This window comes from Enterobacter sp. SST3, from assembly GCF_000286655.1.
GTDB classification, from domain to species: Bacteria; Pseudomonadota; Gammaproteobacteria; order Enterobacterales; family Enterobacteriaceae; genus Enterobacter; species Enterobacter roggenkampii.
In genome coordinates this window covers 24121-50957 of sequence record NZ_ALNS01000038.1, presented here as the reverse complement: position 1 = coordinate 50957, position 26837 = coordinate 24121, and the positions used below count along the sequence as shown (strand labels likewise).

25 protein-coding genes are annotated in these 26837 nt (G+C 57.3%); 15 read left to right on the top strand and 10 right to left on the bottom strand.

Annotation, left to right across the window (positions count from 1 at the left end; genetic code table 11):
- Positions 1-97 precede the first annotated feature (97 nt).
- Together ompR and envZ are read left to right on the top strand one after the other, a co-directional pair.
- Positions 98-817, top strand: coding sequence for a two-component system response regulator OmpR (gene ompR, locus B498_RS02565; protein ID WP_001157751.1), 720 nt, complete (start codon positions 98-100; stop codon positions 815-817).
- Positions 814-2160, top strand: coding sequence for a two-component system sensor histidine kinase EnvZ (gene envZ, locus B498_RS02570; RefSeq protein ID WP_008503047.1), 1347 nt, complete (start codon positions 814-816; stop codon positions 2158-2160). The genes ompR and envZ overlap by 4 nt, the downstream gene beginning before the upstream one ends.
- Before the next feature lie 66 nt (positions 2161-2226).
- On the opposite strand, the gene pckA is transcribed toward envZ, so the two are convergent.
- The 5 genes from pckA to B498_RS02595 all read right to left on the bottom strand — a co-directional run bounded on the left by pckA (position 2227) and on the right by B498_RS02595 (position 8395).
- The gene (gene pckA, locus B498_RS02575) at positions 2227-3846 is read right to left on the bottom strand and encodes a phosphoenolpyruvate carboxykinase (ATP) (protein ID WP_008503046.1); all 1620 of its coding nucleotides are present in this window, start codon (positions 3844-3846) and stop codon (positions 2227-2229) included.
- A 360-nt stretch (positions 3847-4206) separates the two neighbouring features.
- On the bottom strand, positions 4207-5091 hold the full coding sequence (gene hslO / locus B498_RS02580; protein ID WP_161958630.1) for an Hsp33 family molecular chaperone HslO: 885 nt from the start codon (positions 5089-5091) through the stop codon (positions 4207-4209).
- A gap of 18 nt (positions 5092-5109) precedes the next feature.
- Positions 5110-5511 carry a ribosome-associated heat shock protein Hsp15 gene (hslR, locus tag B498_RS02585; protein WP_008503044.1) on the bottom strand — a complete coding sequence of 134 codons (402 nt, stop codon included), beginning with the start codon at positions 5509-5511 and terminating at the stop codon, positions 5110-5112.
- Positions 5508-6191, bottom strand: coding sequence for a GMP/IMP nucleotidase (gene yrfG / locus B498_RS02590; RefSeq protein WP_008503043.1), 684 nt, complete (start codon positions 6189-6191; stop codon positions 5508-5510). Before yrfG ends, hslR begins: the two co-directional genes overlap by 4 nt.
- A 68-nt stretch (positions 6192-6259) precedes the next feature.
- On the bottom strand, positions 6260-8395 hold the full coding sequence (locus tag B498_RS02595) for an intracellular growth attenuator family protein (RefSeq protein ID WP_008503042.1): 2136 nt from the start codon (positions 8393-8395) through the stop codon (positions 6260-6262).
- A gap of 324 nt (positions 8396-8719) precedes the next feature.
- Here B498_RS02595 and nudE point away from each other — a divergent pair, with 324 nt between their 5' ends.
- Positions 8720-9280 (top strand): ADP compounds hydrolase NudE, encoded by a 561-nt coding sequence (gene nudE / locus B498_RS02600; protein WP_008503041.1) that lies wholly within the window; start codon positions 8720-8722, stop codon positions 9278-9280.
- A 79-nt stretch (positions 9281-9359) separates the two neighbouring features.
- On the opposite strand, the gene mrcA is transcribed toward nudE, so the two are convergent.
- Positions 9360-11912, bottom strand: coding sequence for a peptidoglycan glycosyltransferase/peptidoglycan DD-transpeptidase MrcA (gene mrcA, locus B498_RS02605; protein WP_008503040.1), 2553 nt, complete (start codon positions 11910-11912; stop codon positions 9360-9362).
- A 120-nt stretch (positions 11913-12032) separates the two neighbouring features.
- Here mrcA and pilM point away from each other — a divergent pair, with 120 nt between their 5' ends.
- The 12 genes from pilM (at position 12033) to trpS (ending at position 22001) form a co-directional block, all read left to right on the top strand.
- Positions 12033-12809, top strand: coding sequence for a pilus assembly protein PilM (gene pilM / locus B498_RS02610; RefSeq protein ID WP_008503039.1), 777 nt, complete (start codon positions 12033-12035; stop codon positions 12807-12809).
- The gene (locus B498_RS02615; RefSeq protein WP_008503038.1) at positions 12806-13300 is read left to right on the top strand and encodes a PilN domain-containing protein; all 495 of its coding nucleotides are present in this window, start codon (positions 12806-12808) and stop codon (positions 13298-13300) included. Before pilM ends, B498_RS02615 begins: the two co-directional genes overlap by 4 nt.
- A gap of 3 nt (positions 13301-13303) precedes the next feature.
- Positions 13304-13759 (top strand): hypothetical protein, encoded by a 456-nt coding sequence (locus tag B498_RS23285; RefSeq protein WP_008503037.1) that lies wholly within the window; start codon positions 13304-13306, stop codon positions 13757-13759.
- Positions 13749-14153, top strand: a complete 405-nt coding sequence (locus tag B498_RS0121715) for a HofP DNA utilization family protein (protein WP_032623079.1) — start codon at positions 13749-13751, stop codon at positions 14151-14153. Before B498_RS23285 ends, B498_RS0121715 begins: the two co-directional genes overlap by 11 nt.
- Complete coding sequence (gene hofQ, locus B498_RS02625) at positions 14065-15303, top strand: DNA uptake porin HofQ (protein ID WP_008503036.1); 1239 nt, start codon at positions 14065-14067, stop codon at positions 15301-15303. Before B498_RS0121715 ends, hofQ begins: the two co-directional genes overlap by 89 nt.
- A gap of 286 nt (positions 15304-15589) precedes the next feature.
- Entirely contained in the window at positions 15590-16111 is a 522-nt protein-coding gene (gene aroK / locus B498_RS02630) for a shikimate kinase AroK (protein WP_003861630.1), read from the top strand.
- A gap of 57 nt (positions 16112-16168) precedes the next feature.
- On the top strand, positions 16169-17257 hold the full coding sequence (aroB, locus tag B498_RS02635; protein WP_008503035.1) for a 3-dehydroquinate synthase: 1089 nt from the start codon (positions 16169-16171) through the stop codon (positions 17255-17257).
- A gap of 92 nt (positions 17258-17349) precedes the next feature.
- Entirely contained in the window at positions 17350-18651 is a 1302-nt protein-coding gene (gene damX, locus B498_RS02640; protein WP_008503034.1) for a cell division protein DamX, read from the top strand.
- 67 nt (positions 18652-18718) lie between these two features.
- Positions 18719-19531: an adenine-specific DNA-methyltransferase gene (dam, locus tag B498_RS02645; protein WP_008503033.1), complete on the top strand. Its 813-nt coding sequence runs from the start codon at positions 18719-18721 to the stop codon at positions 19529-19531.
- Between the two features lie 41 nt (positions 19532-19572).
- Entirely contained in the window at positions 19573-20250 is a 678-nt protein-coding gene (gene rpe / locus B498_RS02650; protein WP_008503032.1) for a ribulose-phosphate 3-epimerase, read from the top strand.
- On the top strand, positions 20243-21004 hold the full coding sequence (gene gph / locus B498_RS02655) for a phosphoglycolate phosphatase (RefSeq protein ID WP_008503031.1): 762 nt from the start codon (positions 20243-20245) through the stop codon (positions 21002-21004). Before rpe ends, gph begins: the two co-directional genes overlap by 8 nt.
- Positions 20997-22001, top strand: coding sequence for a tryptophan--tRNA ligase (trpS, locus tag B498_RS02660; protein WP_008503030.1), 1005 nt, complete (start codon positions 20997-20999; stop codon positions 21999-22001). Before gph ends, trpS begins: the two co-directional genes overlap by 8 nt.
- 144 nt (positions 22002-22145) lie before the next feature.
- Here trpS and B498_RS02665 read toward each other — a convergent pair whose 3' ends face one another.
- The 4 genes from B498_RS02665 to nirB all read right to left on the bottom strand — a co-directional run bounded on the left by B498_RS02665 (position 22146) and on the right by nirB (position 26834).
- A complete protein-coding gene (locus B498_RS02665) occupies positions 22146-22316 on the bottom strand; it encodes a YhfL family protein (protein WP_008503029.1) in 171 nt (56 codons plus the stop codon).
- Positions 22317-22459: 143 nt separating this feature from the next.
- Entirely contained in the window at positions 22460-23833 is a 1374-nt protein-coding gene (gene cysG, locus B498_RS02670; protein WP_008503028.1) for a siroheme synthase CysG, read from the bottom strand.
- Between the two features lie 134 nt (positions 23834-23967).
- A complete protein-coding gene (nirD, locus tag B498_RS02675; RefSeq protein ID WP_008503027.1) occupies positions 23968-24294 on the bottom strand; it encodes a nitrite reductase small subunit NirD in 327 nt (108 codons plus the stop codon).
- Positions 24291-26834 carry a nitrite reductase large subunit NirB gene (gene nirB, locus B498_RS02680; RefSeq protein WP_008503026.1) on the bottom strand — a complete coding sequence of 848 codons (2544 nt, stop codon included), beginning with the start codon at positions 26832-26834 and terminating at the stop codon, positions 24291-24293. Before nirB ends, nirD begins: the two co-directional genes overlap by 4 nt.
- Positions 26835-26837: the final 3 nt, after the last annotated feature.

Here is a 26837-nt window from a genome sequence, read left to right as displayed (position 1 = left end):
TCGACTAGAATTTATACCAGAATTAACTGGTCGAATACGTGCACTTTTTTAGAATACGCTGTTACAAAGACTATCCGAACCTTTGGGAGTACACACAATGCAAGAAAACTACAAAATTCTGGTCGTGGATGACGACATGCGCCTTCGTGCGCTGCTGGAACGTTATCTGACCGAGCAGGGCTTCCAGGTTCGTAGCGTCGCGAACGCTGAGCAGATGGACCGTCTGCTGACCCGTGAATCTTTCCATCTGATGGTTCTCGACCTGATGCTGCCTGGCGAAGATGGGCTTTCTATCTGCCGCCGTCTGCGCAGCCAGAGCAACCCGATGCCGATCATCATGGTGACGGCGAAGGGCGAAGAAGTTGACCGTATCGTGGGCCTCGAAATCGGTGCCGATGACTATATTCCAAAACCGTTTAACCCGCGTGAACTGCTGGCACGTATTCGCGCCGTGCTGCGTCGTCAGGCGAACGAACTGCCGGGCGCGCCGTCGCAGGAAGAAGCCGTTATTGCCTTCGGCAAGTTCAAGCTGAACCTCGGCACGCGCGAAATGTTCCGTGAAGACGAGCCAATGCCGCTCACCAGCGGCGAGTTTGCGGTCCTGAAAGCGCTGGTCAGCCACCCGCGTGAACCGCTTTCCCGTGACAAGCTCATGAACCTGGCGCGCGGTCGCGAATACTCCGCAATGGAACGCTCTATCGACGTGCAGATCTCCCGCCTGCGCCGCATGGTAGAAGAAGATCCGGCGCATCCTCGTTATATTCAGACCGTATGGGGTCTGGGCTACGTGTTCGTCCCGGACGGCTCTAAAGCATGAGGCGAATGCGCTTCTCGCCGCGAAGCTCGTTTGCCCGCACCCTGTTACTGATCGTCACCCTGCTGTTCGTCAGCCTGGTGACGACCTACCTGGTGGTGTTGAACTTTGCGATCCTGCCGAGCCTCCAGCAGTTTAATAAGGTCCTGGCCTACGAAGTGCGTATGCTGATGACCGATAAGCTGCAGCTGGAGGACGGCACACAGCTCGTCGTTCCCCCGGCGTTTCGTCGTGAAATCTATCGTGAACTGGGCATTTCGCTCTACTCGAATGAAGCGGCGGAAGACGCGGGCCTGCGCTGGGCGCAGCACTATGAATTCCTCAGCCAGCAGATGGCGCAACAGCTGGGTGGCCCGACGGAAGTGCGCGTTGAGGTCAACAAAAGCTCGCCCGTCGTCTGGCTGAAAACCTGGCTGTCACCCAACATCTGGGTGCGCGTCCCGCTGACCGAAATCCATCAGGGCGATTTCTCGCCGCTGTTCCGCTATACCCTGGCGATCATGCTGCTGGCGATAGGTGGGGCCTGGCTGTTTATCCGTATACAGAACCGACCGCTGGTCGACCTGGAGCACGCTGCGCTGCAGGTCGGTAAAGGCATTATTCCTCCTCCGCTGCGCGAGTATGGCGCCTCGGAAGTCCGCTCGGTGACGCGTGCGTTTAACCATATGGCGGCAGGCGTGAAGCAGCTGGCGGATGACCGTACGCTGCTGATGGCGGGCGTGAGCCATGACCTGCGCACCCCACTGACGCGTATCCGTCTGGCGACGGAGATGATGGGAGAAGAGGACGGTTATCTCGCCGAGTCCATCAACAAGGATATCGAAGAGTGCAACGCCATCATCGAGCAGTTCATCGACTACCTGCGCACCGGTCAGGAGATGCCGATGGAGATGGCGGATCTGAACGCGGTGCTGGGCGAAGTGGTGGCGGCGGAAAGCGGCTACGAGCGTGAAATTGATACCGACCTTCAGGCGGGCGAGATCCAGGTACGCATGCACCCGCTCTCCATTAAGCGCGCGGTGGCCAACATGGTGGTTAACGCGGCGCGCTACGGCAACGGCTGGATTAAGGTCAGCAGCGGGTCTGAGCTCAACCGCGCCTGGTTCCAGGTGGAAGACGACGGTCCGGGCATCAAGCCCGAGCAGCGTAAGCATCTGTTCCAGCCGTTTGTGCGCGGCGACAGCGCGCGCAGCACCAGCGGTACGGGCTTAGGCCTGGCGATTGTGCAGCGTATTGTGGATAACCATAACGGGTTGCTGGAGATTGGTACCAGCGAGCGGGGTGGGTTGAGTATTCGCGCCTGGTTGCCGGTTCCGGTGACGCGGGGGCAGGTGAAAGAGAGTTGAAAAAAGGGTGGCTCGAGCCACCCTTTTTTGTAGGTCGGGTAAGGCGAAGCCGCCACCCGACATGGACTACAGTTTTGGACCCGCACTCACCAGCGCAGCACCCGCCTGGGTATCGGTGTACTTCTCGAAGTTCTCGATAAACAGCTTCGCCAGCGATTCCGCTTTCTCACGCCACTGCTCCGGCGAACCGTACGTATTGCGCGGGTCGAGGATATGCGTATCCACACCCGGCAGCGACGTTGGGATCGCCAGGTCAAACATCGGCAGCGTGAAGGTTTCGGCGTCGTCCAGAGAACCATCCAGAATGGCGTCGATAATGGCGCGGGTATCTTTGATGGAGATACGTTTGCCGGTGCCGTTCCAGCCGGTGTTCACCAGGTATGCCTGCGCACCGGATGCCTGCATGCGTTTCACCAGCACTTCAGCGTACTGCGTCGGGTGCAGCGACAGGAAGGCTGCGCCGAAGCAGGCGGAGAAGGTTGGGGTTGGCTCCGTCACGCCGCGCTCGGTACCCGCCAGCTTGGCGGTGAAACCGGAGAGGAAGTGGTACTGCGTCTGGCTGGCCGTCAGGCGAGATACCGGAGGCAGCACGCCGAACGCATCCGCCGTCAGGAAAATAACCTTCGTGGCATGACCCGCTTTAGACACCGGCTTCACGATATTGTCGATGTGGTAGATCGGATAAGAGACGCGGGTGTTTTCCGTTTTCGACGCATCGTCGAAGTCGATGGAGCCGTCGGCACGCACGGTGACGTTTTCCAGCAGCGCATCGCGACGGATCGCGTGGAAGATATCCGGCTCGGCCTCTTCAGACAGGCGAATGGTCTTCGCGTAGCAGCCGCCTTCAAAGTTGAATACGCCGTCGTCATCCCAGCCGTGTTCGTCATCACCAATCAGACGACGTTTTGGATCGGTAGACAGGGTGGTTTTCCCGGTGCCGGAAAGGCCGAAGAAGACCGCCACGTCGCCTTTTTCACCGACGTTAGCCGAGCAGTGCATGGAGGCGATGCCCCGCAGCGGCAGCAGGTAGTTCATGACCGAGAACATCCCTTTCTTCATTTCGCCGCCGTACCAGGTACCGCCGATCAGCTGGATACGCTCGGTCAGGTTGAAGGCAATAAAGTTTTCGGAGTTCAGACCCTGCTCTTTCCACTGTGGGTTGGTGCATTTCGCGCCGTTCATCACGATGAAATCAGGGGTGAAGTTCTGCAGCTCTTCGTCGGTTGGACGGATAAACATGTTTTTCACGAAATGCGCCTGCCAGGCCACTTCGGTGATAAAACGTACGGAGAGACGGGTGTCGGCGTTAGCGCCGCAGAAAGCGTCGACAATAAACAAACGCTTGCCGGAAAGTTGATGGGTGACGAGCCCTTTCAGGTGCTGCCAGGTTTCCGGAGAGAGCGGTTTGTTGTCGTTCTTCCCTTTGCCCTTGTCAGCCCACCACAGCGTATCGCGGGTGGTTTCGTCTCGGACGATATACTTATCTTTCGGCGAACGACCGGTAAAGATACCGGTATCGACGGCGATAGCACCAAGATTCGTCAACACACCGCGCTCGTATCCTTCCAGTGCTGGATTGAGCTCTTCCTGATACAGCGTATCGTAGTCGGGGTTGTAGACGACTTCCTGGACGTCGTGAATACCATAAGCCTTGAGATCTTGCGGGGTTAAACCAGTAACACGCATATCACTGCTCCTTAGCCAATATGTACTGCCTGAAATTGTAGGGTTTTTCTGAGGTTGTTTACCGCGACGGGGCTCATAGATTCACGCATCTGGACAAAACCCTTACTAACGGAAAACGCTGCGACTCCAGTCACAGCGCAGGCGGATTATCGCAGGAATCGCTTTTTGGTTGGGGAAAATGTTCCGAAAAGGTTAAAGGCTGGTGATTTTATCGGAGAGAATGTGAATGTAATCGCATACACGTAAGAAAATTACGTAAGAGTTACATTGGGAAAACGATTCAGCTTGGGTGGAGTTTTTTGCCCCTCAGCCCAGCCCTCTCCCCTTTGGGGAGAAGGTTAAGGTGAGGGGAAGAGAGGTTTAGTGAACCTGCGGATCCGCCGGGGAGGCGTTATTGCGGATCTCAGCGATATCCATCGAATTGAACACATAGTGCGTACCGCAGTAGTCACAGTGCATATCAATTTCGCCGTCTTCCGCCATGATGCTGTCGATCTCTTCATCCGGCAGGGTTTTCAGTGCGCCAGCGCAGCGCTCGCGGGAGCAGGTGCACTTAAACTCCACGGACTGCGGGTCGTAGACGGTCACTTCTTCTTCGTGGTACAGACGCCACAGCACGTCGGTCGCCGACAGGTTGAACAGCTCTTCCGCCTTGATGGTTTCGGTCAGCGTCGCCAGGTGCTCAAAATCATTGGTCTGCGCGTCCTGCGCAGGCAGAACCTGCAGCAGCATGCCGCCAGCAGCAGGCTGACCATCCACTTCACCGGTGCGGATGAAGAGACGCGTCGGCAGCTGTTCAGAACGCATGAAGTAATCTTCCAGGCAGGCTGCCAGGGTATCGCCTTCCAGACCGACCACGCCCTGATAGCGTTCACCTTCCTCCGGGGAGATGGTGATCACCAGGTAGCCATTACCTACCAGCGTTTTGAGGTCAGCATTTTCAGGCACGTCGCCCTGAACGCGCGCCACGCCGCGCATCTGCTGCTGGTTATTGCCGTTGATCACCGCCAGCGACATTGGGCCGTCACCTTGCAGCTGCACGGTGATATCGCCGGCAAACTTCAGCGTTGCGGTCAGCAGGCTGGTGGCAACCAGCAGTTCGCCCAACAGGGTCTTCACCGGCAGCGGGTAGTTGTGGTTTTCCAGAATCTGTTTCCAGGTTTCGGATACGGTGACCAGCTCGCCGCGCACGGCGAATTGTTCAAACAGATAGCGGTGTAATTGGTCGTGTTGGGCCATTTTCATCTCTCGTGCGGGTGAGGGTTACTCGCTCTCACCGTGTTTAAATTTCATCAGATCGCGGCGCTCTTTTTTATCCGGTCGCCGGTCCGGGTGGGGCATGGTCAGCGCATTCATTTTGCGCGCCAGCGCGGTCTTCTCGCGCTTTTCAATGCTTTCCGCCGTCTCTTCATAAAGCAGGACGGCTTCCGGGGCGGGCCGTCGTTGTTCGGTAATGGCTTTAATCACTACCGTACGTTCATCGTTGCCCTGACGCAGCGTTAAGGTGGCATTCAGCTCAACCAGCTTGCTTGGTTTGCTGCGCTGGCCGTTGTAATGCACCTTTCCGCCGTCAATCATCTCGCGGGCAAGGGCGCGCGTTTTATAAAAACGCGCCGCCCACAGCCATTTGTCCAGTCTTACCCCGTCAGAGGGTTTTTCTTTCATGGCCTCTCCTTCACGGTCAGTGAGGGGATCATCTGGCGGTAGTCGTTCAGTCCCGGGTGGCGCAGATAGCTTTTTTCAGCCAGGCCAGAGTCAGGATTGGTGACGCCCAGACAATAGCGAATGCCAAACCTTGCCGCGGAATCCAGAATGGGCTCGCTGTCGTCAATGAACAGCGTACGTTCCGGCTGCAAGCCCGTCTCTTCCTTCACCGCATGCCACAACCGCTGATCCTCTTTCGGATAACCAAATGTGTGGGTGGAAAGTAATAAATCAAGGTGTGATGCCAGACCCGTATGCTCCAGCTTCACGGCCAGGTTATGGGGATGCGCATTGGTCAGCAAAATACGGCGTTTGCCGCTTGCTTTCAGCGCATCCAGGAACGGAACCGTATCCTCGCGCAGTACGGCGCGTGGACCCTGGGCGGTGGTCATGGCACAAATATCCAGACCGAGGCGCTCGCTCCAGTAGTCCAGACAGTACCAGTTTAGCGTATGTTGCACGGCGCTATATTGCGAACGAATGAATGCCTGCGCTTCTGCCGGGGAGATTCCCTGCTGCTCGCCATAGGTTTCCGGCACCAGCGTTTGCCAGAAATAGTTGTCAAAGGCGAGATCGAGCAGCGTGCCGTCCATATCCAGCAGAACGGTGTCGACCTGCTGCCAGTCGATATCAAGATGCATAGGGGGGGAACTCCAGCCAGAAGAAACGTGCGCGACAGGGTAGCACATCTTGTCGCGCAACGACGTTATCAGATCAGGCTCTCAGAGGAGGGGATCAGCTTAGGATTGAGGCAATTTTCATAATATTGCTGGATCTCTGCAAGCCGGGTGCGCGAGCGCTGGTAGCGTCGCAGGGCCATAAAGCCGTTCCAGAAAATGGCGATCAGCATCGCGGTCATCAGCAGAGAGGTGCCGATGTAGCGCCATAAACCTGCGCTATCCGGCATCCGGTGCAGGCCGATATGGCGCGTGCCGTTGGCGTCGGTATAAACACTCGTGACAATCCCTTCTGCGCTGAACGGCGTTTGCATCAGCATCTGCGCCAGGCGCTGGAACTGGCTCCACTGCTCCTGCGCCGGGTAGTCATAAAGCGCCACCTGCGGGTAAGGCTGATCGACCAGGTCGCTGCCTTCATCGCTTGCAATCACAAAGCCTCCCGGTGCCGGGCTGTTCAGCGCCTGAGCCGCCCGGGTGGTTTCGCGCATCATAAACGGTGATGTGGAGGTGGCGACCAGGTTATCCAGCGATTCAGCACTCACCGGACGCAGCAGCACGTTGACGCCATCCAGTCGTCCCGCTTCGGCGCGCTTTACCAGCGAGTCCCAGTCTTTACTGTTCCCCAGGTTGACCAGGGCATTTTTAAGACGTATGCACTCATCCTGCGAAGAACAGAGATCCTGCGTTTTCAGAACGATGTCACCAAAATCATCCAGCAGAACCATGCCTGATTTTTGAATGGCCGAACGCAGCGCAGGGCTGACGCGCGAATCATCGTCCGGTTTCGGGTGCAGCTGGCGGTTAACCGTCTGGGTAAGCGCCGTGGCTTTATTCACCACTTCTGATTCCGGCAGCGGCAGCGGCGGTGCGTCGTTCCAGATAATTTGCGAGCAATCGAACGGCATAAATGGCGAGTTCTGACGCGTGTTCCATGCCCCCGGCGTGTGAATATTACACATCCCGGTTCCCTTCAGGCGCAGCGTGTCCCCCACGCGCACACCGGCTTCATCCAGTTTGTTGACGCTGGTCGCTTCAATGGTTTGCGCCCCTTTGATCCACGACAGGGTGAATTTGATGGGCATATCCAGCGGCACGAAAAGCAGCAGCATGACTAAGACCAGCGCCGCGCCCCCGGCAATGACCGTGCTGCGAAGCCAGTGCTGAAGCGGGAAATTTTTCACTTCATCATGCAGGGATAAGAAGCGTCCCTGACGCACAACGTGGCGGTCAAGGTAGATATCAATATCGGTTTTCTGGCCTAAATCCTGCGCGATCCACGGTTGCCAGTGGCGCGGGTAGATCAGGTCAATAATCCCGAGCGAGATATTGTTGAGGTGTTCCTGATCGTTTTCACCGAACAGACCCCAGCGCTTTGGCGTCCCGCGCAGGCAGTGGATCTCGCGCAACGAGGTTTTGGCCGGCGGAGCAAAGAGCCCCCAAAGCCCGCCCGCCAGCAGCAGCACCGCACCGCCCGCCAGCCAGGGGACAAACACATCCGGCGTCAGCAGGCAGAAAAAAAAGAGCAGGAAGGCGGCGACGATCAGCAGGGCTTCACGAATGCCGTCCGGGCGGCTCAGGGCGTACTCTTCATGCGTCTCCTGACGAATGTTCAGCAGTTCAATCTGCTCTGTCTCTTCGCCACGAATAGAAGCCTGCGTCGAACTGGCGCGCTCCAGCGCAAAACGCGGGGCTTCCTGAAGATATTCATTCAGCGTGTGACCGTTAAGCGAGATAACCAGAGGCAATGAATCGGTGTGAATCAGCTCAACGCTGTTTTCGTCATTAATGTATTGCTCCCAGGACGGAGGGAGATGCACTTCGACGGAATCAAGGTAATAGCGCCACTTGTTGGGGTCATCAGTCGTGATGCCGTAGCGCGTGATGGAACGCGTCACGCAGAGCACGGTATCACTCTGCGCATTAAGCTTTAACGCCACGGGCGCAGCGGTGGCACCCGTTGGCCCAGGCGTGAGCTGAGTACGGTTCAGGATTTCGAGATAGTTTTCAACCGCATCGCGCTCGTCTTGCGTGAGTTTACGTGTGGTCGCGCCCGCAAATGCAGTTAAAAAAGGCAGGCGATAACGGCGCTGTATGCGGCGCCTGTACAACCACCCTGCAACCAATGCGCCGGCCAGCATAGCAGCGAGAACAATCAAAATGGTGCTCATGCTTTCCCCATCTTACTTATCTTCTTACAGGTGTAGTCAGTAGCACCTTTACATTGAATGAGAGTCTGTGGCTGGCTATCGGCAAGTATGGAGTCGAACTTGAGCATTCTGAAGCGCATCCCAGTGACCGGTGATGATAGCAAAGCCTGTTATGGCGCGATATCAGCAAATTCCTGGAAACATTTCAACCTCTTGACATTTGTTTTGAATTGAGGATTGATCCCTGCTACGTTGCATAAATGTAAATAAAGAACGATTGACATTGCCGAAACCGTGCGGCGTATCGCACAATAACGCCAGTTCTCACTGCTAAGACCCATCACGATGAGCAAACCACTACAAAAACCCACCATTCTGAATGTTGAAACAGTCGCAAAATCGCGCCTGTTTAATGTCGAAAGTGTGGATCTGGAGTTCAGCAACGGTGTGCGTCGCGTTTATGAACGTATGCGCCCCTCGTCGCGCGAAGCGGTGATGATTGTGCCGATTGTCGACGATCATCTGATTTTGATCCGCGAATACGCTGTGGGAACGGAATCTTACGAGCTTGGGTTCTCGAAAGGGCTGATCGACCCGGGCGAAACCGTCTTTGAAGCGGCAAACCGCGAGCTGAAAGAAGAGGTGGGGTTCGGGGCGAATGAGCTTTCATTCCTGAAAAAACTGAGCATGGCGCCGTCCTATTTTTCCAGCAAAATGAATATCGTGGTGGCTGAAGATCTCTATCCTGAATCGCTGGAAGGGGATGAGCCGGAGCCGCTGCCGCAGGTTCGCTGGCCGCTGGCGCATCTGATGGACCTCCTGGAAGACCCTGACTTTAATGAGGCTCGCAACGTGAGCGCGCTGTTCCTGGTACGGGAGTGGCTGAAGGGGCAGGGGCGACTGTAGGCCATAAAAAAGCCGGGTGGCGGCTTCGCCTGACCCGGCCTACGCTGTATTGCCCGGTTTTTACCGGGCATTTTTACATTTAGAACAGCTCGTGCGTTTCGCCGTTATCGATAATCTCTGTACCCACCTCATGCACCGCCTGTGTGGTTGGCTGTGTGCCCTCGATGAAATACTCCTCGCGACTATTACCGCCGTTGGCGAGCTGGCCCGTGCTGCGGTCGATATTGACCGTCACCACGCCTGGCGGTGGCGTCAGCGGCTGCTCCGGCACGCCTTCAAGAACGGCCTTCATGTAGGCGTCCCAGGCTGGCTGCGCGCTCTTCGCGCCGCCTTCATAGCCGGAAATCTGATCTTTAATTGCGCCGGAGGCCGTGGTACGCCCTAAATCGCGGCGGTGATCGTCGAAGCCGATCCAGACCGAGGTCACCACGCCCGGACCGTAACCGGAGAACCACGCGTCTTTCGAGCTGTTGGTTGTCCCCGTTTTACCGCCGATATCATGGCGCTGCAGATCGCGTCCTGCGCGCCAGCCGGTACCCTGCCAGCCTGGCTCACCGAAGATGTTGGTGTTCAGCGCGCTTTTGATCAGGAAAGACAGCGGCGTGTTGATCACATGCGGGGCGTATTCCTGCGCGCCGGTCTGCGCCACCAGCGCCTGGTTCGCCTGCTCGAGCTGCGGCTGCGGCACCACGCCGTTCTGCTGCTCCTGCGACACGGCAGGATCTTCCATGTCCTTGTTTTCAAGTACTTCAGATTTCGGCGTATTGCCATAAATGACCGGAATATCGCAGTCAGGGCAGGCAATTTTCGGCTTCGCCTCGAACAGCACGCCGCCCTGATCGTTCTCGATCTTGCTGATGAAGTACGGGTCAATCAGGAAGCCGCCGTTGGCCATCACCGAGTATCCACGCGCGACCTGAAGCGGCGTAAAGGAGGCTGAGCCTAACGCCAGCGACTCGGTGCGAACGATGTTCTGCGCCGGGAAACCGAAGCGCTGCAGATACTCTGCGGCATAGTCGACCCCCATGGCGCGCATGGCACGCACCATCACCACGTTTTTCGACTGTCCCAGACCCTGACGAAGACGAATCGGGCCGGCATATTCCGCAGGGGAGTTTTTCGGCTGCCAGTCGGAACCCGCCCCCGCATCCCAGCGGGAGATTGGCACGTCGTTGAGGATGCTGGCGAGGGTCAGGCCCTTATCCATCGCGGCCGTGTAGAGGAACGGTTTGATATTCGAACCGACCTGACGCAGCGCCTGGGTGGCACGGTTAAATTTGCTCTGGTTGAAATCGAACCCGCCTACCAGGGCCAGTACAGCGCCGTTCTGCGGATTGATAGAAACCAGGGCCGAGTTGACGTCCGGCACCTGCGCCAGCCACCAGGATTCGCCAACCTTGCGCACCCAGATTTGCTGCCCGGTCTGTACCGCATCGGTCACTTTACGCGGCGTGACGCCCTGCAGGGTATCCGAGCGGTACGGACGCGCCCAACGGATACCGTCCATGCGCAGGGAGACGGACGTACCGTCCGCGAGCGTTGCAACGGCTTCCTGAGGATCGGCCTGCGTCACCACCGCAGGAAGGAGCGGCCCGTAGGTAGGCAGTGCTCTCAGCGTACTGATGATTTTTTTGCTGTCCCACGCGCTTTCGCCCACCTTCCAGAGCACGTTTGACGGGCCGCGATAGCCGTGACGCATATCGTAGTCCATCACGTTGTTGCGCACCGCGTCCTGCGCCGCCTGCTGCACTTTACGGGTGACGGTGGTGTACACGCGATAGCCATCTTCATAGGCCTTGTCGCCATAACGGTTCACCATCTCCTGGCGAACCATTTCGGTCAGGTAAGGCGCAGAGAAGGCGATCTCCGGGGCGTGGTAGTTAGCGTCAATGACGTCGTTGCGCGCCTGGTCGTACTCGCTCTGGCTGATATAGCCTTCGCTCAGCATACGTGACAGGACGACGTTACGACGCGCGGTGGCGCGATCGAGCGAGTAGAGCGGGTTAAAGGTGGACGGCGCTTTTGGCAGACCGGCGATGGTGGCCATTTCGCTTAAGGTGAGTTGCTCCACAGGCTTACCGAAGTACACCTGCGCGGCCGCCCCCACGCCATAGGCACGGTAGCCCAGGTAGATTTTATTGAGGTACAGCTCAAGGATCTCGTCTTTGCTCAGCAGCTGCTCAATACGGATCGCCAGGAACACCTCTTTGATCTTACGGGTCAGCGTCTTTTCAGGGCTGAGGAAGAAGTTACGCGCCAGCTGCTGCGTAATGGTACTCGCCCCCTGAGAGGCGTGACCAGAGAACAACGCAATGCTCGCGGCACGGAAAATCCCCACCGGATCGACACCGTGGTGCTCGTAAAAACGGCTGTCCTCCGTGGCGATAAAGGCTTTCACCATCACGGGTGGAATTTGGTTTAAGGTCAGCGGGATACGACGCTTCTCGCCATACTGCGCCATGAGCTCGCCATCGGCGCTATAGACCTGCATCGGGATCTGGAGACGCACATCGCGAAGCGTGGCGACATCAGGTAGCTGTGGCTCAATATATTTGTACAAACCGTAAATCGAGCCTGCTCCCAGCAGAATGCAACAGACTGCAAGGATGAATAAATACTTTACGAACTTCACCGGAGATTTCCCATTTGGTTTCACTTGGGCAGTTTCTAAACAATCGCGCGGTAGTATAAAGGCAAGCCTGATTCATTGATATAGCCGTCAGGGCGACGGGCGATAAGGAGATCGTGAAGCATGGCCTTCAAAACATGGCAAACGGGCGTTCACATTCAACAGGATAGGGTGCTGATCGTGGCGCTGGACCGGGAGAAGTCCGGCTGGCGTCTGCGGCGCTGGTGGGCAATCCCGCTGGCTGAAGGCATCATTCGTGACGGCAAAATTTGTCAGCCAGAACAGCTGGTTGATGCGTTGCGCGACTGGCGAAAAACGCTGCCGCACGCCCATCGGGTGTTCCTCTCTTTCCCGGCAGCACGCACTCTGCAGCGGTCGCTTCCTCGCCCGACCGTTGCGCTGCGCGACAGCGAGCAGCTCTCATGGCTGGGTAGCGCGCTCGCCCGCGAACTGGAGATGTCTGCCGATACCCTCTGTTTCGACTACGCCCAGGATACCTTCAGCAATACCTTTCACGTGACGGCCGCACAAAACAACGAGGTCGATACCCTTCTGGCGCTGGCGAAAACGCTGCGTTTGCGGCTGGTGACCATTACCCCGGATGCCAGCGCGCTGACGAATCTTCTTCCCGCAGTGGCGCCGGCGCAGTGCGTTGCCTGGCGGGACGATCGTCAGTGGCTCTGGGCGATGCGCCACCAGTGGGGACGCCGCTTAACTACCGAAGCAGAAAACGTGGCCGAGCTGGCGGCGCTGCTGGCGCTTGGTCCGGATGACATCGCGCTGTTTGATTGCCAACGTGATCCGTGGGAAATCCTGGAACGCTGCCATGCTCCGCTGCCGGAATGCGGGGCTGATTATACCGTCGCGCTGGCGTTGGCCATGAGCGAGGTGCCCGGATGAGCATCCTGAATTTTCTGCCCTGGCGACAGCAGCGGCGCGCGCGATGCCTGCGTTTCTGGGGCGCAATGTGTATCGGCACAGTACTGTTGATGTTCGTAGTCATTGTTTGTCTGCGGATGAACCAGTTCGTGAAACTGCGCGCGCTGCAAACGGAACTGACGGGAATGCAGTCCGTGCAGCACGCGCTTGTCGCCCGGCAAAAACTGGCCGCACAGGCGCAGCTCCCCGTGCAAACCAGGCAACGACGCGCATGGCAACCGGTGCTGGCCTCCCTTTCCCGCGCCATTCCTTCACAGGTCTGGCTGACAGAGCTGCGCTATCAGCCGCCTGCGCTGATATTGACCGGTTACGCTATCACCCTGCCGGCCCTCTCTACTCTGCGCGATGCGCTTGGCCAAATAGCGGGCTTTACGCCCGGGACGCCGGGCGAGCTTCGGCAGGATAGCCGGGGGCACTGGCTGTTTACGCTTCATCTCAAAAGTGAGGGGTAACGCGTGAAAACCTTGTTAGAACGCTGGTGCGAAAGCCGTCCCTGGCATCGGGTACTCTACTGGTGCCTGGGGAGTCTCCTGGCAGGGCTGGTCGCGTGGGGCGCGTTGCTCAGACCGGTAGACAGGCAGTGTGCTGAACAACAACGCCAGCTGATTGAGAATGCAAGCACTAATGCATCGTTATGGCCTGTTGTCAGAAAGGGGCCGTTTCGTCCGGACGCTGCAAAGGCACGGGAGCTGGCGCCATTCTCCCCGCTCGATTTTCAGAACGATGAGACGACGCTGGTTCACTGGAAGCCGCTGCAGAATGGAGGGGAACTGACGCTGGATACGGAGTGGCAGGCCATTCCGGAACTTTTTTCCCGTCTGGCACAGCAGGATGTGCAGATCGCCGCTTTCGCGATTGCGCCACAAGGTACGGCGTTGCGCCTGCAGTTGGAGCTGGAACATGCGAAATAGCGCGCGATGTTTGCTGGTTTGCTCAGTGCTGCTATTGACCGGTATGCGCGATCCGTTTCGTCCTCCGGACGATCCTTGCGCCATTGGCGAGCTGGCGCAGTGGCGCTTTCGCGGCATGGTGGAAGGGCAGGAGACTATCGGCATTTTACAGGATGGGCAAAAGCGCTGGCACCGGCTGAAAATGCATGAGCGCTTCCCGGCTGGCTGGAGGATAACCGCCGTCAATGCAGCGGAGCTGGCAGTTGATGTGGGTGACACCTGTGACCCGGGAAAATGGACGTGGCAACGAGAAGGAACGGATAAAAATGAATTTACGGATAATGCTGTGGCTGCTGGCGTTCAGCCAACGGCTGTGGGCCGCCGCGCCAAAACCGGTCACGCTGGTGGTGGATGACGTGCCTGTGGTCCAGGTGTTACAGGCCCTGGTCGCACAGGAGAACCGTAATCTGGTGGTATCGCCTGATGTCAGCGGTACGCTTTCGCTTAACCTGACGCGCGTTCCCTGGAGACAGGCGTTACGGACGGTCGTCTCCAGCGCCGGACTCGTCTTGCGCGAGGAGGGCGGTATTTTTTATGTGCATACCGCGGCCTGGCAGCGTGAGCAGCGGGAGCGTTCAGAACAGGAACAGGCGCGTCGACAGCTTGATGCCCCGCTGGTCACTCAGGGCATTCCCTTTTCTTATGCGGATGCCGGGGAGCTGCAAAAAGCCGCGGAAAAACTCCTGAGCCCAAAGGGGAGTTTATCCGTCGACAAACGTACTAACCGTCTGCTGATTCGGGATAACCAGGCTGCGGTGGATACGCTGCAGCGCTGGGCCGCCCAGATGGATATTCCCGTCGAGCAGGTCGAACTGGCGGCGCATATTGTGACCATTAACGAAAAAAGCCTGCGTGAGCTGGGGGTGAAGTGGAATCTCGCCGACGCTACCGATGCGGGCAAGGTGGGACAACTGACGACGCTGGGCAGCGATCTTTCTGTTGCCAGCACCACCAGCCACGTGGGGTTTAATATCGGTCGGATTAACGGCAGGTTGCTTGATCTGGAACTTTCAGCGCTGGAGCAAAAACAGCAGGTCGATATTATCGCCAGCCCGCGGCTGTTGGCCTCGCATATGCAACCTGCCAGCATTAAGCAGGGCAGTGAGATCCCGTATCAGGTCTCAAGCGGGGAAAGCGGCGCCACCTCCGTTGAGTTTAAAGAGGCGGTTCTCGGAATGGAGGTCACACCGGTGGTGTTGCCGGGGGGACGCGTGCGCCTGAAATTACACATCAGCGAAAATATGCCGGGACAGGTTCTGCAGCAGGCCGATGGCGAAACGCTGGCTATCGATAAGCAGGAGATAGAAACCCAGGTGGAGGTAAAAAGTGGAGAAACGCTGGCGTTGGGCGGAATATTTTCCCAGAAGAACAAAACCGGCACTGACAGCGTACCCGGTCTGGGAAGCATCCCCTGGATTGGATCGCTTTTTCGCCATGACGGGAAAGACAACGAACGGCGTGAATTAGTGGTGTTTATTACACCACGTCTGGTCGGTATTCGCTGACGGGTAACGATCCCCGCAATGATTTTGCATTCAGTTTGTTGCAGATGTTTGACGTGGGGCATGAATTAGCATACAAGGAGTACCGATTTGAGTTGGACTTACGTCTTATTACCTTATGCGCCCGGCGCGGTGATTTAATCAGTTGCCAAACAAGCCGGAGTATTGAGATAATTTTTAGTCTGACTCTCGCTCTATTGCATATGAGGTTTCAGTTCATGTCCTGCTACGCCGGGTGTCTGCGAAGCGGGGATTACCATTAACGAATAGTCTTAGTAGTACCGATAAAATGGCAGAGAAACGCAATATCTTTCTGGTTGGGCCTATGGGTGCCGGCAAAAGCACTATTGGGCGTCAGTTAGCTCAACAACTCAATATGGAATTTTACGATTCTGATCAAGAGATTGAGAAACGAACCGGAGCTGATGTGGGCTGGGTTTTCGACGTAGAAGGCGAAGAAGGTTTCCGTGACCGAGAAGAAAAAGTGATCAACGAACTCACGGAAAAACAGGGCATCGTTCTGGCAACAGGCGGCGGCTCTGTGAAATCTCGCGAAACCCGCAACCGTCTCTCCGCCCGTGGCGTAGTGGTCTATCTTGAGACGACCATTGAGAAACAGCTGGCACGTACGCAGCGCGATAAAAAGCGCCCGCTGCTGCAGGTTGAAACGCCACCACGCGAAGTTCTGGAAGCGTTGGCCGATGAACGCAATCCGCTGTATGAAGAGATTGCCGATGTGACCATTCGTACCGACGACCAGAGCGCTAAAGTGGTTGCAAACCAGATTATTCATATGCTGGAAAGCAACTGATTCTGGCTTTATATACACTCGCCTGCGGGTAAAAGCATTAAAGGTGGATGTCGCGTCATGGAGAGGATTACAGTTACTCTCGGGGAACGTAGTTACCCTATCACCATCGCGGCTGGTTTGTTTAACGACCCAGCTTCCTTTTTACCACTGAAAGCGGGTGATCAGGCGATGCTGGTCACCAACGAGACGCTGGCTCCGCTTTATCTCGACCGCGTACGCCACCTGCTTGAGCAGGCGGGCGTAAAAGTCGACAGTGTGATTCTCCCCGATGGCGAGCAGTATAAAAGCCTGACGGTACTGGATACCGTCTTTACCGCATTGCTGCAAAAACCGCATGGTCGCGATACGACACTGCTTGCCCTGGGCGGTGGTGTTGTGGGCGATCTGACCGGCTTTGCGGCCGCAAGCTATCAGCGTGGTGTCCGCTTTATTCAAATCCCTACCACGCTGCTGTCCCAGGTCGACTCCTCTGTCGGTGGCAAAACGGCAGTGAACCATCCGCTCGGCAAAAACATGATTGGCGCGTTCTACCAGCCCGCATCGGTGGTGGTGGATCTCGACTGTCTGAAAACCCTGCCGAAGCGCGAACTGGCTTCGGGTCTGGCGGAAGTGATCAAATACGGCATTATTCTGGATGGCGAGTTCTTTAACTGGCTTGAAGAGAATATGGATGCGCTGCTGGGCCTCGATGAGGCAAAACTGGCATACTGCATTCGTCGTTGCTGTGAGCTGAAAGCAGAAGTTGTAGCCGCAGACGAGCGTGAAACGGGCTTACGTGCTTTACTGAATCTTGGGCATACGTTTGGTCACGCGATTGAAGCCGAAATGGGTTACGGCAACTGGCTGCACGGTGAAGCCGTCGCGGCCGGCATGGTGATGGCTGCCCGCACCTCTGAACGCCTTGGGCAGTTCAAACCGGAAGAGACGGCACGTATCATTGCGCTGCTTGAGCGTACAGGTTTGCCGGTGAACGGGCCGCAGGAGATGTCGGCGCAAGCGTATTTACCCCACATGATGCGCGATAAAAAAGTATTGGCAGGTGAGATGCGTCTTGTACTCCCGCTTGCAATAGGGAAGAGTGAAGTGCGCGGCGGAGTGCCGCACGATGTCGTTCTTGGCGCTATCGCTGACTGTCAGCAGGCGTAACAACTAGAAAGGTCAGGCCACTGTCGCAGGTGGTCGTTTAGCTTCAGGTGAAATGCAAAGTCGTTGGCATAAGCCTTTGAGTGGGGTGTTAAATGGATGAATTCAAACCAGAAGACGAGCTGAAACCCGATCCCAGCGATCGTCGTACTGGTCGTTCTCGTCAATCTTCAGAACGTGATAACGAGCCGCAGATCAACTTTGACGATGTTGATCTGGATGCAGACGATCGTCGCCCTTCGCGCAGCCGCAACGCGCACGAAGAGCGAGCAGAAGAGGATTATGAGTCCGAAGAAGATTCAATGGACGAACAGCCTGTAGAGCGTCGCCCGCGTAAACGTAAAAAAGCCGCTGCGCCAAAACCGGCGTCCCGCCAGTACATTATGATGGGCCTTGGCGTTCTGGTGCTTGTGCTGCTGATTGTCGGCATTGGCTCCGCGCTTAAAGCACCGTCAACGAACTCAACCGAGCAAACGGCTTCCGCTGAGAAGAGCATCAACCTTTCCGGTAACGATGCGTCCAATCAGGCGAATGGCGCACAGCCAGCGCCGGGTGCTACTTCCGCAGAGCAGACCGCCGGTAACACCACAGCGCCGCAGGATGTTTCTCTGCCGCCCGTTTCTTCAACCCCAGCTCAGGGTCAGGCACCTGCTGCGCCAGAAGGTCAGCAGCGTGTGGAAGTTCAGGGAGACCTGAACAATGCGCTGACGCAGCCGCAGAACCAGCAGCAGGTTGATAACGTCGTGGTTAACTCTACGCTGCCAACTGAACCTGCAACCGTTGCCCCGATTCGCGGCGGTAACGCTCAGCCGCAAACGGCCGCGACGGAAACCAAACCGCACCAGACGCAGACTACAACACGTCCTGAACGTAAGCAGGCAGTGATTGAGCCTAAGCGTGAAACCAAACCTCAGGCAGTGGTAAAAGCGCCTGAAGTGAAAGCCGTACCGGCCCAGCCGAAACGCACGGAAACGGCTGCGGTGAGCGAGCCTGCTAAAGCGCCCGTCACGCAGACTGCGCCGAAAGCCACGGCGACCACCACGGCACCGGCTGCCACAGCGGCACCAGCCGCGACGGCAACCGCCCCCAGCAGCGCGGCAGGTAAAACGGCAGGTAACGTCGGTTCGCTGAAGTCTGCGCCTTCCAGCAACTACACGCTGCAGCTGAGCAGTTCGTCTAACTACGACAACCTCAACAGCTGGGCGAAGAAATCAAATCTGAAAAACTATGTTGTTTATCAGACGACCCGTAACGGTCAGCCGTGGTATGTGCTGGTGAGTGGTGTTTATTCGTCAAAAGATGAAGCAAAACGTGCCGTAGCGGCGCTGCCAGCTGACGTTCAGGCGAAGAACCCATGGGCGAAGCCGATTCATCAGGTTCAGGCCGATCTGAAGTAATGTTTAAAGCGCAGGATGCTGTCGGAGCTTTCTCCACAGCCGGAGAAGGTGTAATCAGTTAGTCAGCATGAAAAAAAATCGCGCTTTTCTGAAATGGGCAGGGGGGAAATACCCCCTGCTCGATGATATTAAAAAGCACCTGCCTGAAGGCGAGTGTCTTATCGAACCTTTCGTGGGTGCGGGATCGGTGTTCCTCAACACCGATTTTTCTCGTTATATCCTGGCGGATATCAACAGCGACCTTATCAGCCTCTATAACATCGTTAAGCTCCGTACCGATGAGTATGTCGCAGAGGCGCGCAAGCTGTTTACGCCCGAGAACAATAACCCGGACGTTTACTACCAGTTCCGCGCGGAGTTTAACCAGAGCCAGGATCCGTTCCGCAGAGCCCTGCTGTTCCTCTATCTCAATCGTCATGGTTACAACGGCCTGTGCCGGTATAACCTGCGCGGGGAATTTAACGTGCCGTTTGGTCGCTACAAGCGCCCGTATTTCCCACAGGACGAGCTTTATCACTTTGCTGAAAAAGCGCAGAACGCGGAGTTTCATTGCCTCTCCTATGAAGAGTGTATGGAACTGGCAGGCGTCAATTCGGTGGTTTACTGTGACCCCCCATACGCGCCGCTGTCTGCGACGGCGAACTTCACCGCCTACCACACCAACAGCTTCAGCCCTGCCGAGCAGGCGCGTCTGGCGGAGATGGCGGAAAAGCTGGTCAGCAAAAGAATTCCGGTGTTAATTTCGAATCACGACACGCCTGATACGCGCGAATGGTACAAAGCCGCGAAGCATTTTCAGGTTAAGGTGCGGCGTAGCATTAGCAGCAACGGCGGCACACGTAAAAAGGTGGACGAACTCCTGGCTCTTTATCGCCCCTGAGCCGTTTTGCCCGCCGGTAAACACATTTCAAGGAGAAGCGGATGAAACAGTTTTTGATTGCTCCCTCAATTCTGTCGGCCGATTTTGCCCGCCTGGGTGAAGATACCGCCAACGCACTGGCGGCTGGCGCGGATGTCGTCCATTTCGACGTGATGGATAACCACTACGTTCCTAACCTGACCATCGGTCCGATGGTGCTCAAGGCGCTGCGTAACTATGGCATTACCGCCCCGATCGACGTTCACCTGATGGTGAAACCGGTTGATCGCATCGTGCCTGACTTCGCCGCGGCGGGTGCCAGCATCATCACCTTCCATCCGGAAGCCTCTGAACATGTGGATCGCACGCTGCAGCTGATCAAAGAGAACGGCTGTAAAGCGGGTCTGGTGTTTAACCCGGCCACGCCGCTGAGCTATCTCGACTATGTCATGGACAAGCTGGACGTGATCCTGCTGATGTCCGTTAACCCCGGTTTTGGCGGCCAGTCATTCATTCCTCACACGCTGGATAAGCTGCGTGAAGTCCGCCGTCGTATCGACGAGTCAGGCTACGACATTCGTCTGGAAGTAGACGGCGGCGTGAAAGTGAATAACATTGGTGAAATTGCGGCGGCAGGCGCGGATATGTTCGTTGCAGGTTCTGCCATTTTCGACCAACCGGATTACAAAAAAGTCATTGATGAAATGCGCCGCGAGCTGGCGAAGGTAAGTCATGGATAAATTACAGGCTATTCGGGGTGTGGCATTCGACCTCGACGGCACGCTGGTTGACAGCGCGCCGGGCTTAACGAGCGCCGTCGACCAGGCGCTGTATGCACTTGAACTCCCCGTTGCGGGTGAAGAGCGCGTCGTCACGTGGATTGGCAACGGCGCCGATGTTCTGATGGCGCGCGCGTTGACGTGGGCGCGTCAGGAGCGTGCGTCGCAGCGTTCCGCCCAGGGTAAACCGAGCGTCGATCACGCGGATATCCCGCAGGAAGAGCAGCTGCGTATTCTGCGCAAACTGTTCGATCGTTTCTATGAAGAGACTGTCGAGGAGGGCAGCTTCCTGTTCCCGGACGTTCAGGAAACGCTGAGCGCGCTGCACGCGAAGGGCATCCCGCTGGGTCTGGTGACCAACAAACCCACGCCGTTTGTCGCACCGCTGCTGGAAGCGCTCGATATCGCGAAGTATTTCTCCGTGATTGTGGGCGGCGACGACGTGCAGAACAAAAAGCCCCATCCGGAACCGCTGCTGCTGGTGGCAGGAAAATTATCCTTAACGCCTGCGGAGCTGCTCTTTGTCGGCGATTCCCGCAATGATATTCTGGCTGCCCGCGCGGCCGGGTGTCCTTCCGTGGGGTTAACCTATGGCTACAACTACGGTGAGGCCATTACGCTGAGTGAGCCGGACGTCGTTTTCGACCACTTCAAAGATTTGTTGCCCGCACTCGGGCTTTCGCACAGTGAACATCAGGAATTGAACAATGACTAAGCCCATCGTTTTTAGTGGCGCACAGCCTTCAGGTGAATTGACCATTGGTAACTACATGGGCGCGTTACGTCAGTGGGTCAGCATGCAGGATGACTACCATTGCATTTACTGCATCGTCGATCTCCATGCGATTACCGCCCGTCAGGATCCTGAGAAGCTGCGCAAAGCCACGCTGGACACCCTGGCGCTGTATCTGGCCTGCGGCATCGATCCGGAGAAGAGCACCATCTTCGTTCAGTCTCACGTGCCGGAGCACGCGCAGCTGGGCTGGGCGCTGAACTGCTACACCTATTTCGGCGAGCTGAGCCGCATGACGCAGTTCAAGGATAAATCCGCGCGCTACTCTGAAAACATCAACGCCGGCCTGTTTGACTATCCGGTGCTGATGGCGGCAGACATTCTGCTGTACCAGACAAACCAGGTCCCTGTCGGCGAAGACCAGAAGCAGCACCTGGAGCTGAGCCGCGATATCGCCCAGCGCTTCAACGCGCTCTACGGCGATGTGTTTAAAGTACCAGAGCCATTTATTCCGAAGTCCGGCGCACGCGTGATGTCGCTGCTGGAGCCGACCAAGAAGATGTCCAAGTCTGACGATAACCGCAACAACGTTATCGGCCTGCTGGAAGATCCGAAATCGGTTGTCAAAAAGCTCAAGCGCGCGGTCACGGACTCCGACGAGCCGCCAGTCGTGCGCTACGACGTGCAGAACAAAGCGGGCGTCTCCAACCTGCTGGATATCCTCTCCGGCGTCACCGGCCAGAGCATCCCAGAGCTGGAAAAACACTTCGAAGGCAAGATGTACGGCCACCTGAAAGGCGAAGTGGCAGATGCCGTTTCCGGCATGCTGACCGAGCTGCAGGAGCGTTATCACCGCTACCGTAACGACGAAGCGTTCCTGCAGAAAGTGATGAAAGAGGGGGCGGAAAAAGCCAGCGCGCGCGCGTCCGAAACCCTGAAAGCGGTGTATGAAGCGATTGGGTTTGTGGGTAAACCTTAAGCTTGCTTTGCCGGGTGGCGGCTCCGCCTTACCCGGCCTACGGGACCGTGTAGGTCGGGTAAGCGTCAGCCCCACCCGACAAAAAACACACTCTCCAAAACTAAAAAACCGGGACATCCCGGTTTTTTTATGCCTGTAAAACGCTTACTGCTGTGCCGCCGGGCCGCAACCACCGATGATCTTCGAAATGGAGATCGCCGGGTGCAGCAGGTAATCGTAGCTGCAGTTATTTTTGGTGTTCTGTACGTGACCGGTGCAGGCCGTCAGAGTCGATAACAGGCCAACCAGAACGGCGGCCTTTGCCAGTTTGAACATACGCATTCCTTGTCTTTAAAACGAAAATTGGATGTAACTCAAGGGAATAAAGGGAAAAGTTCCACTTCGGGGCGGTATGTTATCGGTAGCGGTAAGAGGGGAGTAGTCCGCTTAAGGACTACTCCAGGAAGGGAGAATATGCGTTAGTGATTCGAGAACCAGTTCAGCCTGTCGCGCAGTTCAACCACGCGGCCCACCACAATCAGCGCCGGGCTTTCGACCTGCTGCGCCAGCTCGCCTAACTGCGTCAGCACGCCATCCACCACGCGCTGCGTAATGGCGGTGCCGTTTTCGACCAGCGCGACGGGCATATCCGCATTCATACCGTGCTCCAGCAGCTTCGCCTGAATCGTGGCGGCCTGATTGAGCCCCATGTAGAACACCAGCGTCTGCTTTTCGGCGGCCAGGTTATGCCAGTCCAGCTCGCTGCCGGTCTTCAGGTGGCCCGTCACCAGACGCACGCTCTGAGCGTAGTCGCGGTGGGTCAGCGGAATGCCAGAGTACGCTGAACAGCCGGACGCCGCCGTAATGCCGGGCACCACGGAGAACGGAATACCCGCGTCGCACAGGGTTTCCAGCTCTTCACCGCCGCGTCCAAAGATAAACGGATCGCCCCCCTTCAGGCGCACCACGCGTTTTCCCTTTTGCGCTTCGCGCAGCAGGATCTGGTTAATCTCCTCCTGCGGCACGCAGTGGTAGCCCGCGCGCTTGCCCACGAAAACGCGGTCGGCGTCGCGGCGCACCAGGTTCATGATGTCATCGGAGACCAGACGGTCGTACACCACGATATCCGCCTGCTGGATCTGCTGTAGCCCTTTCAGCGTCAGCAAACCCGCATCTCCGGGGCCTGCGCCTACCAGCACCACTTCGCCGCGATGGTCCAGCGGTTCGCTTAGCAACTGCTCAGTCGTCTCTTCAACGGCTTTGGTGTCCTGATTCGCCAGCGACTGCGCCAGCCTGTCGTTCACAAAGAATTTTTCCCAGAAGCGACGGCGCTCGCCCACGGTCGCGAAGGTTTGCTTCACGCGTGAACGCAGCTGCCCGGCATAATGCGCAATCTGGCCAAGGTGTTGAGGCAACAGGGCTTCCAGTTTTTCCCGCAGCAGACGCGCGAGAACCGGTGAACGTCCCCCGGACGATACCGCAATCATCAGCGGCGAGCGGTCGATAATCGACGGCATGATAAAGCTGGCTTCTTTCGGCGCATCCACCACGTTGCAGAAGATACGGCGCGCTTCGCAGGCGTCGCTCACGCGCTGGTTCACTTCATCATCATCCGTCGCGGCGATGGTCAGCCAGCAGGTGTCCAGCAGGGATTCATTAAACGCGCCCTGTTCCAGCGTGAGCATCCCTTCCTGGGCCCAAACCTCAAACTGGGGGGCGAAGGAAAGGGCATTCACGGTCAGGCGGGCGCCAGCCTCTAACAGCAGGCGCGCTTTGCGCTCGGCCACGTCGCCGCCGCCCACGAGCAGGCAGTCGCGGTTGCGTAATTGACAAAAAATCGGCAGGTGATCCACGACGTTACCTCACAGCATTCATGGCGGGGGAAGAATTGACGTCAGGATAACAGCAGGAATCGTACAGAACATACGGTTTTTCCTGCCGTTACCCATAAGGGGTCATAAGCCTTTCCTATTGAAAAGGCGAGGGGTTACGCTTTCAGCTGCACCTCGCCGTCCTTCACGCGGACGTCGTAGTGTTTGACCGAGAAGCTTTCATCTTCCATGCAGAGTCCGTCGGTTAAGCGGAAACGCTGCTTTTTCAACGGGCTGGCGACCCACAGTTCACCCTGATGCTCGGCAATCAGTCCGCGGGAGAGCACGCTGGCCTCGAAGAACGGGTCGATGTTGCTGATAGCAAAGACCTGTTCATCGTGGCGAGGGCGGAAAATCGCCACCTGCTCGTTGCCCAGCAGCGCACAGACGCCGGTGGCGGGGAGAATGTCGTTAATATTGCAGATGTTTACCCACTGGCTCATGCGTTTTCCTCCACCAGCGTGACCGGAATACGTTCATACGGCGTGGCCGGACGATGCTGTTCGCGCTCCGGCACCACCTGCACGTTCGGGTCGCGCTGGGTGCTGTTGATAAAGTGTTTGAAGCGCGTCTGCGCCGCCGGGGTGTTGACGGTTTCCGTCCACTCGCAGATCACCGCCTCGCGCAGGCGCGCCATTTCCGCTTCCAGATGCTCGTTCAGGCCCAGTTTGTCGTCGATAATGACCGATTTCAGGTAGTCGATGCCGCCCTCGAGGTTATCGAGCCAGGAGGCGGTACGGGTCAGCTTATCGGCGGTACGGATGTAGAACATCATGAAGCGGTCGAGATACTGAATCAGCGTGTCGCGATCGAGATCCGCCGCCAGCAGGTCCGCATGGCGCGGTTTCATCCCGCCGTTGCCGCATACATACAGGTTCCAGCCTTTTTCGGTGGCAATAATACCCACGTCTTTACCCTGCGCTTCCGCACATTCGCGGGTACAGCCGGAGACGCCGAACTTCATTTTGTGCGGGGTGCGGATGCCTTTGTAGCGGTTTTCCAGCTCAACGCCGAAGCCCACGCTATCGCCGACGCCGTAGCGACACCAGGTGCTGCCCACGCAGGTTTTCGCCATGCGCAGCGCTTTGGCGTACGCGTGGCCGGTTTCGAAGCCCGCTTCAATCAGCTGACGCCAGATTTCCGGCAGGTCGTCCTTCTGCGCGCCAAACAGGCCGATACGCTGGGAGCCGGTAATTTTGGTGTAGAGGTTAAATTCACGTGCGATACGGCCCACCGCGACCAGCCCTTCCGGCGTGATTTCACCACCGGCCGAGCGTGGAATCACGGAGTAGGTGCCGTCTTTCTGGATGTTGGCCAGGAAGTTGTCGTTGGTGTCCTGCAGCGGCGTATGCTCGGGTTTGAGCACGTACTCGTTCCAGCAGGAGGCCAGCAGGGAGCCGACGGTCGGTTTACACACTTCACAGCCGTAGCCCTGGCCGTGCTTCGCCAGCAGTTCGTCGAAGGACTTGATGCCTTCCACGCGGATCAGATGGTACAGCTCCTGGCGAGAGTAAGCGAAGTGCTCGCACAGGTTGTTGTTCACTTCGATGCCCTGTTTCGCCAGCTCGGCGTTCAGCACCTGGGTGACCAGCGGAATACAGCCGCCGCAGCCGGTACCGGCTTTGGTTTCCGCTTTCAGCGCCGCAACGGTGTGGCACCCTTTGTTGATCGCGGAGATCAGCATGCCTTTGGTGACGTCGAAGCAGGAGCAAATCTGCGCGCTGTCCGGCAGTTTATCCACGCCGATGGACGGCTTACCGCTGGAGGCGTGCGCCGGGAGGATCAGCGCGTCCGGGTTTTCCGGCAGCTCGATGGCGTTGAGCACCAGCTGGAGCAGGTTACCGAAGTCGCTGGTGTCGCCCACCAGCACCGCGCCGAGCAGGGTTTTGTTGTCCTGGCTGACGATGAGACGTTTGTAGACCTCTTTGCTTTCGTCGAGATAGACGTAGCTGCGCGCGCCGGGCGTGCGACCATGCGCATCGCCAATACCGCCTACGTCCACGCCCAGCAGCTTCAGCTTGGCGCTCATGTCTGCGCCGGTGAAGGCGTTTTCGCTGCCGAGGATATGATCCACGGCGACCTGCGCCATTTTGTAGCCCGGCGCCACCAGGCCGTATACGCGGTTGTTCCAGCTGGCGCATTCGCCGATGGCGTAGATATCCGGATCGGAGGTCTGGCAGGTGTCGTTAATCATGATCCCGCCGCGCTGCGCGACGGCCAGGCCGCACTGGGTCGCCAGCTTGTCGCGCGGACGAATGCCGGTGGAGAAGACGATGAAGTCCACCTCCAGCTCGCTGCCGTCGGCAAAGCGCATGGTTTTGCGCGCTTCAGTCCCTTCCTGAACGATCTCTTTGGTGTTCTTGCTGGTGTGAACCTTCACGCCCATGCTTTCGATCTTACGGCGCAGCTGATCGCCACCCATGTGGTCGAGCTGTTCGGCCATCAGCATTGGCGCAAATTCGATAACGTGGGTTTCAACACCGAGGTTTTTGAGCGCGCCAGCCGCTTCCAGGCCCAGCAGACCGCCGCCGACCACCGCGCCGCGTTTGCTTCGACGCGCGCAGGATTCGATGGCGTTGAGGTCCTCAATCGTGCGATAAACGAAGCAATCCTGAGTCTCCGAGCCTTTAATGGGTGGGATCCACGGATACGAGCCCGTCGCCATGATCAGCTTGTCGTAAAAAACCGTACGGCCGGCGCTGGAGTGGATCACTTTTTCCTGACGGTTGATGGTGATAGCGCGTTCGCCCACCAGCACTTTTACGCCATGCTTCTCGTAGAAACCTTCACGCACCAGAGAGAGCTCTTCGGCGGTATGATGGGAGAAGTAGGAAGACAGGTGCACACGGTCGTACGCCTTGCGGGGTTCTTCACAGAACACGGTAATATCGAACTGCTCAGCATCGGCTTTATCGAGAAGATCCTCAATAAAGCGGTGGCCGACCATGCCGTTACCGATGATAGCGAGTCTGACTTTGCTCATTAT

Excerpts from the sequence above, each read along its gene's own strand:
- dam (WP_008503033.1), top strand. The coding sequence starts at position 18,719 with ATGAAAAAAAATCGCGCTTTTCTGAAATGGGCAGGGGGGAAATACCCC.
- trpS (WP_008503030.1), top strand. The coding sequence starts at position 20,997 with ATGACTAAGCCCATCGTTTTTAGTGGCGCACAGCCTTCAGGTGAATTG.
- B498_RS0121715 (WP_032623079.1), top strand. The coding sequence starts at position 13,749 with ATGCGAAATAGCGCGCGATGTTTGCTGGTTTGCTCAGTGCTGCTATTG.
- nirD (WP_008503027.1), bottom strand. The coding sequence starts at position 24,294 with ATGAGCCAGTGGGTAAACATCTGCAATATTAACGACATTCTCCCCGCC.
- nirB (WP_008503026.1), bottom strand. The coding sequence starts at position 26,834 with ATGAGCAAAGTCAGACTCGCTATCATCGGTAACGGCATGGTCGGCCAC.
- hofQ (WP_008503036.1), top strand. The coding sequence starts at position 14,065 with ATGAATTTACGGATAATGCTGTGGCTGCTGGCGTTCAGCCAACGGCTG.
- ompR (WP_001157751.1), top strand. The coding sequence starts at position 98 with ATGCAAGAAAACTACAAAATTCTGGTCGTGGATGACGACATGCGCCTT.
- nudE (WP_008503041.1), top strand. The coding sequence starts at position 8,720 with ATGAGCAAACCACTACAAAAACCCACCATTCTGAATGTTGAAACAGTC.
- B498_RS02615 (WP_008503038.1), top strand. The coding sequence starts at position 12,806 with ATGAGCATCCTGAATTTTCTGCCCTGGCGACAGCAGCGGCGCGCGCGA.
- envZ (WP_008503047.1), top strand. The coding sequence starts at position 814 with ATGAGGCGAATGCGCTTCTCGCCGCGAAGCTCGTTTGCCCGCACCCTG.
- B498_RS02665 (WP_008503029.1), bottom strand. The coding sequence starts at position 22,316 with ATGTTCAAACTGGCAAAGGCCGCCGTTCTGGTTGGCCTGTTATCGACT.
- aroB (WP_008503035.1), top strand. The coding sequence starts at position 16,169 with ATGGAGAGGATTACAGTTACTCTCGGGGAACGTAGTTACCCTATCACC.
- hslR (WP_008503044.1), bottom strand. The coding sequence starts at position 5,511 with ATGAAAGAAAAACCCTCTGACGGGGTAAGACTGGACAAATGGCTGTGG.
- hslO (WP_161958630.1), bottom strand. The coding sequence starts at position 5,091 with ATGAAAATGGCCCAACACGACCAATTACACCGCTATCTGTTTGAACAA.
- B498_RS02595 (WP_008503042.1), bottom strand. The coding sequence starts at position 8,395 with ATGAGCACCATTTTGATTGTTCTCGCTGCTATGCTGGCCGGCGCATTG.
- aroK (WP_003861630.1), top strand. The coding sequence starts at position 15,590 with ATGGCAGAGAAACGCAATATCTTTCTGGTTGGGCCTATGGGTGCCGGC.
- rpe (WP_008503032.1), top strand. The coding sequence starts at position 19,573 with ATGAAACAGTTTTTGATTGCTCCCTCAATTCTGTCGGCCGATTTTGCC.
- yrfG (WP_008503043.1), bottom strand. The coding sequence starts at position 6,191 with ATGCATCTTGATATCGACTGGCAGCAGGTCGACACCGTTCTGCTGGAT.
- pilM (WP_008503039.1), top strand. The coding sequence starts at position 12,033 with ATGGCCTTCAAAACATGGCAAACGGGCGTTCACATTCAACAGGATAGG.
- pckA (WP_008503046.1), bottom strand. The coding sequence starts at position 3,846 with ATGCGTGTTACTGGTTTAACCCCGCAAGATCTCAAGGCTTATGGTATT.
- gph (WP_008503031.1), top strand. The coding sequence starts at position 20,243 with ATGGATAAATTACAGGCTATTCGGGGTGTGGCATTCGACCTCGACGGC.
- damX (WP_008503034.1), top strand. The coding sequence starts at position 17,350 with ATGGATGAATTCAAACCAGAAGACGAGCTGAAACCCGATCCCAGCGAT.